General features: G+C 56.3%; 12 protein-coding genes. 9 read left to right on the forward strand and 3 right to left on the reverse strand.

The features are described from left to right. Positions 1 to 120 precede the first annotated feature (120 nt). The 3 genes from OXR61_RS06375 (at position 121) to OXR61_RS06385 (ending at position 2,830) form a co-directional block, all read left to right on the forward strand. Positions 121 to 489 carry a helix-turn-helix domain-containing protein gene (locus tag OXR61_RS06375; protein WP_021507794.1) on the forward strand — a complete coding sequence of 123 codons (369 nt, stop codon included), beginning with the start codon at positions 121 to 123 and terminating at the stop codon, positions 487 to 489. Between the two features lie 108 nt (positions 490 to 597). Next, on the forward strand, positions 598 to 1,488 hold the full coding sequence (locus OXR61_RS06380) for a LysR family transcriptional regulator (RefSeq protein ID WP_021507793.1): 891 nt from the start codon (positions 598 to 600) through the stop codon (positions 1,486 to 1,488). Positions 1,489 to 1,600: 112 nt separating this feature from the next. Next, a complete protein-coding gene (locus OXR61_RS06385; protein ID WP_031279751.1) occupies positions 1,601 to 2,830 on the forward strand; it encodes an MFS transporter in 1,230 nt (409 codons plus the stop codon). Between the two features lie 60 nt (positions 2,831 to 2,890). Here the strand turns inward: OXR61_RS06385 and OXR61_RS06390 are convergent, their stop codons facing one another. Next, positions 2,891 to 5,278: a glucose/quinate/shikimate family membrane-bound PQQ-dependent dehydrogenase gene (locus OXR61_RS06390; RefSeq protein WP_031279750.1), complete on the reverse strand. Its 2,388-nt coding sequence runs from the start codon at positions 5,276 to 5,278 to the stop codon at positions 2,891 to 2,893. 282 nt (positions 5,279 to 5,560) lie between these two features. Next, on the reverse strand, positions 5,561 to 6,160 hold the full coding sequence (locus tag OXR61_RS06395; RefSeq protein WP_031279749.1) for a hypothetical protein: 600 nt from the start codon (positions 6,158 to 6,160) through the stop codon (positions 5,561 to 5,563). A 418-nt stretch (positions 6,161 to 6,578) separates the two neighbouring features. Between OXR61_RS06395 and OXR61_RS06400 the strand changes: the two genes are divergently transcribed. The 6 genes from OXR61_RS06400 to OXR61_RS06425 all read left to right on the forward strand — a co-directional run bounded on the left by OXR61_RS06400 (position 6,579) and on the right by OXR61_RS06425 (position 13,842). Further along, positions 6,579 to 7,817: an MFS transporter gene (locus OXR61_RS06400; RefSeq protein WP_031279748.1), complete on the forward strand. Its 1,239-nt coding sequence runs from the start codon at positions 6,579 to 6,581 to the stop codon at positions 7,815 to 7,817. Between the two features lie 310 nt (positions 7,818 to 8,127). Then, complete coding sequence (locus OXR61_RS06405) at positions 8,128 to 9,549, forward strand: sodium:solute symporter family protein (RefSeq protein WP_021507788.1); 1,422 nt, start codon at positions 8,128 to 8,130, stop codon at positions 9,547 to 9,549. Position 9,550: 1 nt separating this feature from the next. Beyond that, a complete protein-coding gene (locus tag OXR61_RS06410; RefSeq protein ID WP_021507787.1) occupies positions 9,551 to 10,741 on the forward strand; it encodes an exo-alpha-sialidase in 1,191 nt (396 codons plus the stop codon). Further along, positions 10,738 to 11,415, forward strand: a complete 678-nt coding sequence (locus OXR61_RS06415) for an SDR family oxidoreductase (RefSeq protein WP_021507786.1) — start codon at positions 10,738 to 10,740, stop codon at positions 11,413 to 11,415. The genes OXR61_RS06410 and OXR61_RS06415 overlap by 4 nt, the downstream gene beginning before the upstream one ends. Before the next feature lie 210 nt (positions 11,416 to 11,625). Next, entirely contained in the window at positions 11,626 to 12,594 is a 969-nt protein-coding gene (locus OXR61_RS06420) for a glycosyltransferase family 8 protein (protein ID WP_021507785.1), read from the forward strand. Continuing rightward, entirely contained in the window at positions 12,595 to 13,842 is a 1,248-nt protein-coding gene (locus OXR61_RS06425; RefSeq protein WP_021507784.1) for an O-antigen ligase family protein, read from the forward strand. A gap of 29 nt (positions 13,843 to 13,871) precedes the next feature. Here the strand turns inward: OXR61_RS06425 and OXR61_RS06430 are convergent, their stop codons facing one another. Further along, complete coding sequence (locus OXR61_RS06430) at positions 13,872 to 14,801, reverse strand: glycosyltransferase family 2 protein (RefSeq protein ID WP_021507783.1); 930 nt, start codon at positions 14,799 to 14,801, stop codon at positions 13,872 to 13,874. Positions 14,802 to 14,845 lie beyond the last annotated feature (44 nt).

Genomic DNA, 14,845 nt, shown 5'->3' on the forward strand with positions numbered 1-14,845 from the left:
TTTCGTCGGGAAAGCCGTTTTTTTGCTTGCTAATTCTGCGCTAATTTTCTGCTAATTAAGGGATAAATTTAACGCGCTACAGTGACGTCACTGGACATTTTACCGACGCCGGAGGAAGTCATGAATCAGCGCGAATTTATCCGTAGTTTGCTGGAGTGGATTGAAAAAAATTTAGGGCACGATCTGCATCTGGATGAAGTAGCACGCCGCTCGGGATATTCCCGCTGGCATCTGCAACGTCTGTTCCGTCAGCACACCGGTTTTTCACTGGCAGAATACATTCGCCAGCGCCGGCTGACTGAGTCAGCGCTCACGCTGATCAACAGTGATGAGGCGATTCTGCAGGTGGCGATGAGCTACGGCTTTGATACCCAACAGGCTTACACCCGCACCTTTAAAAATTATTTTCGCGTCACGCCAGGCCAGCTGCGGCGTCAGCGTCGCGTCGAGCCGGATCGCCTGCTGTTTCCGTTAGCGGTGGCGGTGTGACATCCCTCGCCCGATTTCCCGTGGCCGCTGCGTAACGGGAAATCGGGTGCGCATTCGCGTTTTTGCTTTTAAGCTGCGGTTCTCACTCTTTCGAATCAGCCAGAGAACATGGACAACAGCGATAATCTCACCGCCATGATGCTGTTTGCACGCGTCGTTGAGCGGCAAAGTTTCAGCGAAGCGGCCCGTACGCTGGGGGTATCAAAATCGCACGTCAGCCGCGAAATTGCCCGGCTGGAGGTGCGGCTGGGTATCAAACTGCTGCAGCGAACCACGCGCAAAGTGGCGCTGACCGAGCTGGGTCAGGCTTACTATCCGTTCTGCACCCGCATGCTGGAAGAGATGCATCGCGCCGACGCGTTTGTGCAGCAGGTGCATCAGCAGCCTGCCGGCAACGTGCGGCTGCAGGCGCCGATCACCTTCGGCTGCCAGTGCGTGGTGCCGACGCTGAATACCTTTATCCGCCGTCACATTCACATCAACGTCGATCTCGAACTGACCACCAGCGACGATCCGCAGCCCAGTGCGGACGTGGCGATTGTGATCCGCGCACGTGCGCCGGAGGTGGCGAACTACCGCGAGCTGAGCAGCATTGACTGGGGACTGTATGCGTCGCCAGCGTATCTGGCCGCGCATCCGGCCATCGATCATCCTGAACGTCTGATGCGCCACGATCTGCTGCTGTTTCACGGCCCGGCACACACGGCGGCGTTGCCGTTTCGCCGTGATAAGCAGCGCCTGGCGCTGGATGTGCACAGCCGCTTTCGCGCGAATAACAGCATGGCGCTGCTCAATGCGGCCCTGGCCGGAACCGGCGTGGCGTATCTGCCCGCCTATATGACGCAGGAGGCGCTGGCGCGCGGCGAGATTCAGCAGGTGCTGCCGGAATGGCAGATGGATCGCCTGCACAGTTACCTGCTGCTGAAAGAGCAGCCGCAGCCCTCGTCACCGGTCACCTTGCTCTGCGACGCGCTGATCACTACGCTGGGTGCGCCGTGATTGTTGTTTTCTGGCAACAATAGCGCGCTGGCTGGCAAATATCCGCTTCTCCCTGTTTTCTGTGTGCTACCGCTGATAGCCTGCTAAAAAAGCCAAAAACAGGGATATCACTATGTCGCACCCTTCTATCGCGTTAGCACCTGAGCAGCAACACTGGCGGCGCAATTTGTGGGTTTGCGTGCTGGGTTCGTTCAGCACTATCGTCGCCATGACCCTGCTGCTGCCCTTTCTGCCCCTCTACGTGCAGCAGCTGGGCGTGCAGGAACCGGCTGCGATTGCGCGCTGGTCAGGCGCCGCCTACGGTGCCACTTTTCTCAGCGCGGCGCTGACGGCACCGCTGTGGGGCAAACTGGCGGATCGCTATGGCCGCAAGCTGATGCTGATCCGCGCCAGCCTCGGAATGGCCGTCGCCATGTCGCTGATTGGTATGGCCACCGCGCCGTGGCAGCTGGTGGCGCTGCGCCTGCTGGCCGGCCTGCTCGGCGGCTATGCGTCGGGCTCCACCATTGTGGTGGCTGCGCAAACGCCGAAAGCGCAGACCGGCTGGGCGCTGGGCGTACTGTCCTCCGGCATCATGGCCGGGAATGTGGTCGGCCCGCTGCTGGGCGGCGTGCTGCCACCGCTGATCGGTATCCGCCACACTTTCTGGCTCACCGGTGCGGTGATTTTTCTCGCGTTTCTCGCCACCACTTTTCTGCTGAAAGAAGCGCCACGTGCGGCGAAGAAAGCCGCAGCCGGGGAGGGTGATGAGCCGGAGGCGTCGATCAACCGGCCAGTGGTGCGACTGATGTGGCTGTCGGGCATGCTGCTGATTTTTGCCAATATGTCGATTGAGCCGATTATCACGCTGTATATCGCGCAGTTTGTTCACGGCGATCACGCGGTGACGGTGACGGCCGGGCTGGTTATGGCGGCCGCCGCGCTGGGCAGCATTCTCTCCGCGCCGCGCCTTGGCCGGCTGGCCGATCGCATCGGACATGCGCGCGTGCTGATTTATGGCCTGCTGGTCTGCGCGCTGCTGCTGATTCCGCAGGCATTTATTAGCGCGGCGTGGCAGCTGGTGCTGCTGCGTTTCCTGATGGGGATGGCGCTGGGCGGCCTGATGCCCTGCGTGACGGCGTTGATTCGTCATAATGTGCCGCAGCGGCAGGTCGGGAAAATGCTGGGCTATGCGACCTCAGCCCAGTATGTCGGCCAGGTGAGCGGCCCGCTGTTCGGTGGCTTTATCGGCGGCGCATTTGGCATGCGCCCGGTGTTTCTCGCCACCTGTGTGATTATGGCGCTGTGCGCGCTGCTGAATGCGCGGGTGCTGCGTAAACCTCAACCGCAGGATCGAGCGTAATGCCGATCGGCATATAAAAAAAAGCGGGCATTGCCCGCTTTTTTACTTCAGTGCGAAAAATTACTTCGTATCTGGCAGCGCATAGGCAATCACGTAATCGCCCAGCTTGGTACCAAACGAACCGTGACCACCGGCCGCGATGACAACGTACTGCTTGCCATTCACTTCATAGGTCATCGGCGTAGCCTGGCCACCCGCTGGCAGACGAGCCTGCCACAGCATCTCACCGGTGTTGGTATCGAACGCGCGCAGGTAGTTATCTGCGGTCGCGCCGATGAAGAACACGTTACCGGCGGTGGTGATTGGGCCACCCAGCATTGGCATACCCATTTTGAACGGCAGCGGAACCGGTGCGCTATCGCGAACGGTACCGATACGTTTCTTCCACACGGTTTCGTTGGTCTTCAGGTCGATCGCTGAAACGTAACCCCAGGCCGGCTGTTTACACGGCAGACCAAACGGCGACAGGAACGGGTTCAGCTCGACGCCAAACGGCACACCGTACTGCGGCTGAATGCCGGTTTCAGTACCGGAACCGCCTTCTGCGCCCTGCGGTGGTTCAATCGGGTTGCCCGGACCGCGCGGAATCAGCTTAGAAACAAACGGCAGCGCCATTGGGTTAGCGATGGCGATCTGACGATGTGGATCAACCGCGATGCCGCCCCACTCGAACATACCAAGGTTGCCCGGGAACACCAGCGTACCCTGCTCAGACGGCGGCGTGAACGGACCTTCGTAGCGCAGACGCTTGAAGATCACGCGGCACACCAGCTGGTCATACATCGTCGCGCCCCACATGTCCTTGTCCGTCAGATTCTGTTTCGGACGGAAGGTCAGTTCGGAGTACGGCTGGGTCGGTGCCACGTGGTCACCTTTCGCCGCGCCCTGCGGTACCGGCGTCTCCGGTGCAGGCACGACCGGCTTACCGGTACGGCGATCCAGCACAAAGATGTTACCGGTTTTCGCCGGGGCATAAATCACCGGTACGGTGTTGCCATCTTTGTCCGTGATATCGGCCAGCGTCGGCTGTGACGGCAGGTCCATATCCCACAGATCGTGGTGCACGGTCTGATACGACCACACCAGCTTACCGGTGGTGGCGTTCAGCGCCAGAACGCTGCTCGCGTAGCGCTCCTGCTCTGGTGTGCGGTTACCGCCCCAGATATCCGGGGTGGAAACGCCCATTGGCAGGTAAACGGTATCCAGTTTTGGATCGTATACCGCCGGCGCCCACGAGTTCGGCGAGTTCATGGTGAAGGTGTGTTCATCAGCCGGAATCGCGTTAGGATCTTTCGCGCCCGGGTCGAACACCCACAGCAGTTTACCAGTGTTGACGTCGAAGCCACGGATGGCACCAGACGGCTCACGGGTAGAGTAGTTATCGGTGACCGCACCAGCAATGACGATGGTGGTGTCAGTGATAACCGGCGGTGACGTAGGCTCATACTGGCCTGGCGTCTGTACCGGCTGCTTGTGCTGCAGATCCAGCTCACCGTTGTTGCCAAAGGATGGGCAACGGGCACCGGTATCGGCATCCAGCGCGAACAGACGACCGTCGTTCACTGGCAGGTAGATGCGGCGTGAGCACAGCGCAGGCTGGCTGTTGGCGGCATCGGCAGCGGCAGGCACTTCATGGTATGAAACACCGCGGCAGGTCACGTGCTGGAAGGTAGGATTCGGCTTCAGGCCTGGATCGAATTTCCACTTCTGCTTACCGGTCGTCGCATCCAGCGCAAACAAAATCTGGTGTGGCGAGCAAAGGTACAGCGTGTCGCGGATTTTAATCGGCGTCACTTCGTCAGTGATTTCACCCGGATCGTTGGCGGTTTTGAGATCGCCGGTCTGGAACTGCCAGGCAACCTGCAACTCTTTCACGTTGCTGGTGTTGATCTGCTTCAGCGGCGAGAAGCGGGTGCCCTGCTGGTCACGCGCATAGGCTGGCCAGTCAGCATCGTTGATGTTACTCAGCGGCTGGGCCTGCGGGACGTTAGCGGCTTCCGGCAGGTTGCCATTCAGCTCCTGCGGATCGTGGAATACTGCCCACGCCAGCACCAGTACGCTGGCTACCAGCGCAACGGCCATCGCACCCAGCGCACCTTTACCCGCATGATTCAGGCCGCGATACACAAACGGCAGAATCAGCCAGATACCGAAGATCACCAGCACGTCGGTACGTGGGGCCAGCGCCCAGAAGTCGAAGCCGACTTCCCATACACCCCACACCAGCGTTGCCAGCAGCAACAGGGCATACAGCAGCAGTGCGGAACCGCTACGGCGCCACAGCAGGACAGCGGTGATCAGCATAATCACACCGCCAATAACGTAGTACCAGGAACCTCCAATGGCGGCTAACCAAACGCCGCCAATCAGCATAAATGCGCCCGTCAGCAGTGCAAACAGCACCGTCAGGAAGCGAATTACGCCAAAAGATGAGGAAGCTTTCCCCATAATATTGACCTCTTTCTTTGCCATAAAATCAAAGGAAACAACCGATTAGGCTGTATCCCGACATAGAGTACGAAGTGACTTAAGGTGTTCTGTCAGTGCTTTTCCGTTAAGCAGGATGATCCCTTTGCGTTAAATTTTATCTTAAAAACGTTAACAGGTTTGATTTTTTTAGCGCTTTGCTCTTTTTATCAGGCAGTGACACGACATTTTATGAGGATATTGCGCCATCCTGTCCGGCGTAATCGGGTGATAACGCCGACGCGCAGAATTTTGTGTAAACGTTTACCCCGGGAAGAGCGGATGACAGCTCCGCTGCGCTTGCCAGCCGCTTAGCTGTAAATGCAGGTAATCTTCGGCCGGTAATTGAAGCTGAGGCGTACGTAATATTACCTCTGCTTGTGTTTCCCGCAGCGAAGCGAGCAGAAAAGGAAAGCTGAACTTGAGATAATTTTCGCGGAAGAAGTCATCGCTCAGAACAATACCGCTGAAGGGAAAATCGGTAATATTTTTCCACTCGGTTCCCGGCGGCGCGAGATCGTAAAGCCAGAAGGAAAAACGAGACGCCACAGCGCGTAAGGCGGATCCTGCCTGACGTAAAGTGGCATAGTTGATCGCCAGTCTTACATTCTCATGTTGCAGGCTGGAATAATTATCAACGTCATGCAAAAAGGACATCACACTATTTCCCGCCAGTGGAATAATTATTAATCCCGCAGCATCCGCTGACTGATAATGTTGAGTAATTATCTCGCCTTCGTGAAGTAATGCATCACGTTCCGGCACGCAATGCATTAAGGACGCTGAATAACATGCGCCGATAGGTGTGCCGTCGAAGCGACAGACACGCTCAGTGACATAAGGATGGTATGAATTGTTTTCCATTTATCTCTATGAATAAATTAATGAACGATAGCGTCTTAATTATTATAAGGACGGGAAGACTGCTGTGATTATCACAGGGGGCAATATAGATCGATTCGCCGGCAAAGATCACCTTTTTTAGCTGTTTCTGATAAAGAGATAAAAAGGATTCGCCAGGCATTAATTAACGCTTTACTGAATTATCTGGAATGATTCGGCTATTTTCAAAGTAAAACAATCAGTCTGCTAATATTCAGAACGCCATGTTTAACTGTCAATCCGGATAAGCACCTGTTTTTACAGCGCACATCCAGCCATTGCCTGCCCCGGTCAGTTATCGCACTCTATGGCGTGAAAAACATAAGGAAAGCCGATGGTGGCTTTTCATCAGGCCGGTGCCATGACGCCGGCCGGTTCTGCTTCAGGATGGGATAAAACTATGGGTTCACCGGTCACCGCAGCGGAAGATTCGCTGCTGCGACACAGGTCGTTCGTCGCCTTCTGGCTGGCGCGTACCTGTTCATCGTTTGGTTTTCAGATGTTCTCCGTGGCCGTCAGCTGGCAAATCTATGCGCTTACGCACAGTGCTATGGCGCTGGGCATGATCGGTCTGATGCAATTTTTACCTTCAGTATTGCTGGCGCTGCCGGCGGGTCACCTTGCGGATCAGTATGACCGTCGCCGCATCGTGCTGCTGGGGCAGCTGATTGAGTGGCTGGCGCTGCTCGGGCTGGTGGCGCTGACGCTGCTGCACTGGGCGGGCCGGATTGAAATCTGGGGACTGGTGTTCCTGATTTCGCTGGCTAAAGCGCTGGAGTGGCCGGCAATCACCTCAATGCTGCCAGCGTTGGTACCGCCGCCCATCCTCGCGCGCGCCATGGCGGCCAGCTCGGTGGGCGGACAGGCGGCGGTGATTGTCGGTCCGACGCTGGGCGGCTTACTGTACGTGGCCGGGCCGGAGGTGGTGTACGGTGTTTCGGCGCTGTTCTATCTGTTGTCGATTGTGCTGGTCAGCCGATTGCGCTACGAACGACCGCCGCAGGCACGTATTCCGGCCAGCCTCAGCACCATGTTTGCCGGTGTCCGCTTCATCCGCGAGCGCAAAGATGTGCTTGGGGTGATCTCGCTCGATCTGTTTGCCGTGCTGCTGGGCGGCGCCACGGCGCTGCTGCCGATCTTCGCCCAGGATATTCTGCATACCGGTCCGTGGGGGCTGGGCATGCTGCGCGGTGCCCCGTCGGTCGGGGCGCTGCTGGTTGGGGTGTGGCTCAGCCGTCACAAGCTGGAAAAGCACGTGGGCATGATCATGTTTGGCTCGGTAGCCGGTTTTGGTCTGGCTACGCTGGTATTTGCGCTGTCGACGCAGCTGTGGCTCTCGCTGCTGGCGCTGGCGGCACTCGGCGGCTTCGATATGGTGAGCATGGTGATTCGCGGCGCGCTGGTGCAGCTGGACACGCCGGATGAGATGCGCGGGCGCGTCAATGCGGTCAACGCCATCTTCATTAATACCTCTAACCAGCTGGGGGAGTTCGAATCCGGCCTGTTGGCCGCATGGTTCGGAGCGGTGCCCGCAGCGGCGATTGGCGGTGTCGGCACCCTGGTGGTCGTGGCGCTGTGGATGGCGCTATTCCCTCATCTGCGCAAACGGCAGAAACTGGAAAACGACAGTCTCGCCTGACGTTCGCGGCTGCCCGGCGCGGTGGCCGTGGCCAGGTACGCCGTCTGCCTCGCTATCTCACACAGTCAGGTTTGATTATTATTAATCACATTTGACTGTTTGTGAGCATGATCAAACTAATTAAGCGCCAGTTAATCTATAAATTGCCCTGCCTGTGCGTAAATTTATTCATTTTTGAGTGAAGTAAATCATTTTGCACGGTGCGGGGTAGCCAGCGCAGCGACGCAACAACAATAATCATGGCCGCCTCATTAACGGTGCGTGTGAAGCCCGGCACGCACCACGACCCTACGTTATCAATGAGGCGAACATGAAACAGTTCTCTGCAGAAGGGATGGTGATTATTGTCGGGATTGTCATTGCCTACATCCTGTTCACTACCTGGCTGACCTGGCGGTTGCGCAGTAAAAACAGCGGCGACTTTATGGCGGGTTCAAACGTGATGCCAGCGTTTGTGGTCGGCGTAATGCTGATGTCTGAATACATTGGCGCCAAGTCAACCATCGGTACGGCGCAGGCGGCTTTTGAGGATGGCTTTGCCGCGTCCTGGTCGGTGATCGGTGCCGCCATCGGCTTTCCGCTGTTTGGTATTCTGCTGGTCAAACGCATCTACAACACCGGCAAAATTACCATTTCCGGCGCGATTGCCGAGCGCTATGGCAACTCCACCAAAAATATTATTTCTATCATCATGATCTACGCGCTGCTGCTGGTGAACGTCGGTAACTATGTCAGCGGTGCGGCGGCGATCTCTACGGTACTGAACCTTGATCTCACCACGGCGGCGGTGATCACCGCGCTGGTCAGCACCTTCTATTTTATGTTCGGCGGCATGAAAGGCATCGCCTGGGTGACGCTGCTGCACAGCGGCCTGAAATATATCGGTATTCTGGTCATTCTCGGCGTGGCGCTGCACATGACTGGCGGCGTCAGCCCGATGATCAAAGAGATGCCGCACTTTTACTGGACCTGGGACGGTAACGTCGGGCCCAGCACCATTTTTGCCTGGATGATTGGCACCATCGGGTCGATCTTCTGCACCCAGTTTGTGATTCAGGCCATTGCCTCGACCAAAAGTGCGGCGTCTGCGAAGCGCGCCACCTGGGTCGCCTTCTTCTTCTGTATGCCGATTGCCATCGCCATTGCGCTGATTGGCGTGGCAGCAAAGTATCTGCATCCGGAGATTAACAGCCTGTACGCGCTGCCGGTGTTCCTGCAGGACATGAGCCCGTGGCTGGCAGGGATTGTTACCACTTCGCTGGTGGCATCGATTTTTGTCAGCGTCAGCACCGTGGCGCTGGCCATCGCCTCACTGGTGGTGAAGGACTTTTATGTGCCGTACCGTAATCCGACGCCGGAACGCGAATTTCGCATGACGCGCTGGCTGTCACTGCTGATCGGTTTCGTGCCGCTGATCTTCGTGCTGTTCGTACCGGAAGTGCTGAAGCTGTCGTTCTTTACCCGCGCCATTCGCCTGTCAATTTCGGTGGTGGCGATCATCGCTTTCTACCTGCCGTTTTATAAAAGTACGCGCGGCGCGAACGCCGGCCTGATTGGTGCCTGCGTCATGACCTCGCTGTGGTATCTGCTGGGCGATCCGTTCGGCATCAACAATATGTACGTCGCGCTGGTCACACCGGCGGTGATCATGCTGATTGACCGCCTGATCCCGTCACGCCAGCCGCAGCGCAAAAATGCACCTGATTCATCAATGCAAAACAGTGGAGCCTGACATGACCGACTCAACCATTACCGTCGAACGTAACGGTAAGCTTCATCCGCACGCGCAGGACGCGCAGCAGCTCACGGCGATGCTGCCTTCGGTCTGTCCGCAGAATCACGCCGCTAACCTGCTGCCGTTACCGAACGGCGACCTGCTGTGCGTGTGGTTTGGCGGCACGCAGGAAGGCATCGCGGATATTTCGGTGTGGTGCTCGCGGCTGGCGCAGGGCAGCGCACAGTGGAGCGATCCTCAACAGTTATCCGACGATCCGGCGCGATCGGAACAGAATCCGGTGCTGTTTCTCGATCCCGAGGGCGTGCTGTGGCTGCTGTGGACCGCGCAGAAGTCCGGTAATCAGGACACGGCGATTGTGCGCTATCGCCAGTCACACGATTTGGGTCACAGCTGGAGTGCCATCGATACGCTGCTCGATCAGCCGGGCACGTTTATCCGCCAGCCGCTGGTGGTACTGCCGAATGGCAACTGGCTGCTGCCGGTGTTCTATTGTCGCACCCAGCCGGGAGTGAAATGGGTGGGCAATGATGACATCAGTGCGGTAAAAATCTCCAGTGACAAAGGCCAGAGCTGGCGCGATGTGGCGGTGCCGGACAGCCTCGGCTGCGTGCACATGAACATTACGCTGCTGCAGGATGGCAGCCTGCTGGCGCTGTATCGCAGCCGCTGGGCTGATTATATCTACCAGAGTCGTTCGGACGACGGCGGTGAAAGCTGGAGCGCGCCACAGGCGACCGATCTGCCAAATAATAACTCATCGATTCAGGTGACCACGCTGCACAACGGCCATCTGGCGCTGGTGTTTAACGCCATGAGCGCACGTGATGCCAGCGAGCGTCGCCTGTCACTGTACGACGAAATCGAAGACGAAGATGACGCGGCGGTGGCCGTGGCGGCGCAGCCGGTGGTTCAGGGCGCACGCACCGCCTTCTGGGGGGCTCCGCGCGCACCGATGACGTTGGCTATTTCTGCCGATGGCGGGGTGAGCTGGCCGTGGCAGCGTAATCTGGATGAAGGGGACGGCTACTGCATGACCAACAATTCACAGCAGAAACTGAACCGTGAGTTCTCCTATCCCAGCATTAAGCAGAGCGCGGACGGCGCACTGCACATTGCCTACACCTATTTTCGCCAGGCCATCAAGTACGTGCGCGTGGAGGAGAACTGGGTGAGGGACAAAGCATGAGCCGCCATGCGCTGGTGACCGGTGTCAGTTCCGGCATTGGTGCGGCGATTGCCGATGAGCTGCTGACACAGGGCTGGCAGGTCACCGGTTTTAGCCGTACGCCGGTGGAGAAAGATCATCCGGCGTTTACCTCCGTCAGCGTCGACCTGTTTGACGCCGGTCAGCTGAAACGGGCTTTGGCCGGGCTGGCGAAGGTGGATGCGCTGGTGCACGCGGCAGGCATGATGCTGGCCGCGCCGCTGGGTGAGCTGGAGGAAGAGCAGGGGGCGCGGCTGTGGTATCTGCACGTGCAGGTGGCGCAAATCATGGCCAACACCTTGCTGCCGCAGATGGGCCACGGCGATCGTATTCTGCTGCTCGGCAGCCGCACGTCACGCGGCGCGGCGAATCGCAGCCAGTATGTCAGCACCAAGGCGGCGATGGTGGGCATGGCGCGCAGCTGGGCCGCCGAACTGGCTCCGCAGGGCATTACGGTCAACGTGATTGCTCCCGGTGCCACCGCCACGCCGATGCTGCTGCAGCCGGACCGCGCCAGCTCGCCGCCGAAACTGCCGCCTATCGGACGCTATATCCATCCCGAAGAGGTGGCCGCGCTGGCTGGCTTTGTGCTGTCGCCGGCTGCCGCTGCCATTACCGGACAGGAGCTGGTAATTTGCGGCGGCGCGTCGCTGTAGCTTTATTCTCCAGCGTGCTTCTCTCATCGTAAATAACAGGATGGGAGAGGCTGCTTTTGTCTCGTCTGCGAAAACTCCTGGCTTACCGTGCTACGCTTTCTTTGGGTTTACCAAAGTGGTAATCTTTTACCGTTTTATGCTAAATTCAATTTTATTGTCTACATATTAAGTGGTTACGGAGTGTAGCGCTCCGCAGCAGAGAAGCGCGCAATGAATCATGATGTTCTTCAGGAGATAAACGCCGAACCACTTTTTCCGGTACAGAGCGATCAACATGTTGTTTTTGGCGTTGACGGAAAGTTTAAAGCGCATGCGCTAATCACGATGCTGTCCATCATGAAACACGCCGGAGACCGCGTGTATCATTTCCATCTGATCTCGTCAGAACTGACACCGGCCGATAACCCCCGGCTGGCCAGGCTGTTTCAGGGATCGCGCCACGGCGTGACGCTGCATCATCTGCCGGACCAGCTGTTTGCCACGCTGCCGGTCACTGAACTTTTTACCCGTGCGACCTACTATCGCTTTCTGGCACCGCTGATTTTGCCGCAGGCGGAAAAACTGCTCTATCTTGATGCCGATATGGTGTGCATTAATCCGCTCAATGAACTGTGGCAGATCCCGACCGGCCCCGAGGCGGTTGCGCTGGTGGTCGGTGAAATTGCCTCGCTGCAGCCGGTGCTGGCGAAGAATGCCGGCTTGCGCGGCGAGCGCTATTTTAACGCCGGTATGATGCTGATTGATGTGGCGCAATGGCGCGCTGACCATATCAGCGAACGCGCGTTTACTTTACTGTCCGAACACGGGCGAGACTTCCAGTATCTCGACCAGGATGCGTTGAATATTTTACTGGAAGATAAAGTGACCTTTGTTTCTCCTCGCTTCAATACCCTGACCATGCTGGCCCATGACGATCGTGGCTATACGCTCGACGTGCCGGCGGAAACCTGCCTGATTCATTATGCCGGTGCGGATAAGCCCTGGCAGGTATGGAATCAACAGTTTGTGGTTCACCATTATCGCGATATTTATCAGGATTCACCGCTGTCCACGATGGCGTTTGACCAGCCAGCCAATGCGCAGCAGGCAAAAAGAATGTATAAGTCGCTTTTTCGTCAAAAAAGATGGTGGCAGGCCATGCTGTGGCGCCTGAAACATATCAAGATGAGGTATTGTTAAGTGCAAGCTCACGCTTTTCGCCAGCTGATGACGGGAAAAAATATTTACCAGCTCTGTTTTGTGCTGCTGAGTATCGCGCTGGCGTCGTCACTGGTGGTTGAAGCCTTACCGCGCAAAATATTCTATTTTTCCAGTTATCTGGTGGCTCTGTATTTAGTAATTCTGGCGGTGAAAAAACAGTGGCTAACAGATAAAACGGCCATAACGGTAGCGCTTCCGCTGCTGTTGATTGGGCTGGTCAGGCTCATCTGGGCAAAGATGTTTTCCCACGCTGAATTCAGTGATGTGGTGAATAACTACTTCCAGGGCGGTAAGCTGTTTATTATCGCGGCTTTTCTCAGCTATTTTATCGTTGCCTGGCGCCACTATCTTAGCCGTCCACTCCTGATAACCTGCAGCGCCATCTTATTTGTCGGGCTGCTGGTGACGTTAGGTTTCGCTATCAGTGAACACGCAAAAACGCTGACCCGCATCAGATTGCTGACCGATTCCGCCGGTACCGTCTCCTATCTGATTACCGCGCTGGCGCTCTGTACTTTGTATACCGGCTACCGGGTAATCACCCATCGCGGCGGACAAATAATCTTATTCAGCGCGGTTTTTGTCGTGAATATGTTGCTGATGATTCTGACCGAATCACGCGCCGGCGTATTAACCCTGCCACTGATTTATCTGGCCTGGTTTTATTTTACCCACCGCTGGGCGGGTAAAATTTCGCTGGTGGTGTTAGCGCTGTTTATTATCGTAGGCGCTTTATTTATGCCGGGCAGCGTCTGGCAGCGCTTAGACAGCATCCACAATGAAGTCGATACTTATCAGACCAACAACAACACCTCGATTGGCGCCCGTTTCTCTATCTGGAAAGGCGGCTGGCACAGCGTTTCGTGGTCGCTGCTGGGGCAAAGTCCGGATCAGCGTACGGCAAAAGCGCGGGAATACATCACGCAGCATGAGCGTCACAATCCCGAAGCGTATAAAAACGTCATGTATCACCTGCACGATGATTTCCTTGAAACGCTTTCGCTGCAGGGGATAGCTGGCGCACTTTCCCTGCTGATTTTTTACCTGGTGCTGCTGATATTAGCCGCACGCCGCGGCGTCGCCGGATTAACGCTGCTGCCGCTGTCAATTATCATCTTTGGACTGACCGACACGGTGTTAATTCAGAGTGGTTCGGTGCTGATACTGGTGATGGCGATTATCATCAGCTATGCCATGATTCATCCGCCTGAGAAAGCATCGTCCTGATAAACCGGCGCTGGCATAGCGCCCGGTAGTTACAGCGGTTTGTTTAACTTCAGAGCCAGATATTTCTTTTTAAAGCTGGTTCTGATTTTACTATCGAAAAGAAAAGACAGCGGCCTGATTTTAGTGATCGCCTCAATAACCTGCTTTCTGTCGTCAGGATTATCCAGGGCTTGCCGGTGTTTATGTGCAATATTAATCCAGTGGCAGGATAGCAGATTGCGATAGCGCTCCTGCAACACCTTATCCATATGCTGCGTTGCGCTCACTAAGAGTGAAATTTTGTGTTTATCCAGCTGGCTGGATAAGCTGTTGCCGCGTTTAAAATAGAGATAAGGGCTCTGGCGGCTATAAGCGATTGCATCACTGCTGACCAGGATTTCCGGGAAAAGCCAGGCGTCCTCGTAGCAGGTATAATCCGGGAAGGGATGTGCCAGCAGCATGGTGCGCTTAATAAACTGACCGATAAAGTGCGCCTGCAAATCGCGATGAATCAGGAATTTTTCAATGGCCTGATGCCGTGACAGTGTTTCCGCCTGCAGGCCCTGCCATGTGATGTGCTGAGGCCGGGATTCATATACCTCATTAAGCGCCGTGAACAGTGCGTCCGGACGATGGCTTTTCAGGTAGCGGACAATATCGGCGAGGGCGTCGGCCAGCAACTGATCGTCGCCATCCAGCATCGTAATATATTCACCGCTGCACTGCTGAACGCCAAAATTACGCACCCGGCCAATGTTGCGGTAATCAATATTAAATACTTTCGCCTGCGGATGCCGCCGGGAAAAATCATCGAGTAACGCTGCAGTGTTGTCGACGGATGCGTCATTAATAAGAATAAATTCAATATACTGCTCAACACCATGACAGGCCTTTTCTAAACTCGCCAGCGTGTCAGGCAGAAATTTTTCACTGTTATGGGCCGTTAGCAACACACTGATTAAATAGTCAGGAACCATCATTTTTTAAATCAACATCTGTGGCAGGAATGCCGTCAAGCATACTA

This window comes from Pantoea sp. GM_Pan_4 (assembly GCF_026541005.1).
Lineage (GTDB): Bacteria > Pseudomonadota > Gammaproteobacteria > Enterobacterales > Enterobacteriaceae > Pantoea > Pantoea dispersa.